We start from the raw sequence: 233 nt of genomic DNA on the forward strand, positions 1-233 counted from the left end.
CTCGATCCTGGAGCACTATCTCAAGGCCCTGGGCAATGCCACCGACTACGTCTACATGGAAAACCAGTACTTCCGTTATGCCGGCTTCGCCGAGCGCCTGCGGAAGACCGCGCAGGCCCGCAAGGCCCGGGGCGTGCCCGGCGACCTGTACCTGTTCGTCGTGACCAACACCCCCGACTCCAGCGACGCCTCGAAGACCACCTACGACATGATGAAAGGCGTGGGCCAGGAGC

The 233-nt window shown here is 63.9% G+C and carries 1 protein-coding gene; it reads left to right on the top strand.

Going from position 1 to position 233, the window contains the following annotated elements:
- On the top strand, nt 1–233 hold a 233-nt coding region (locus BST14_RS32450; protein WP_211280883.1), incomplete at both ends, for a phospholipase D-like domain-containing protein.

The organism is Mycobacterium arosiense ATCC BAA-1401 = DSM 45069, from assembly GCF_002086125.1.
In the GTDB taxonomy this organism is placed as follows: domain Bacteria; phylum Actinomycetota; class Actinomycetes; order Mycobacteriales; family Mycobacteriaceae; genus Mycobacterium; species Mycobacterium arosiense.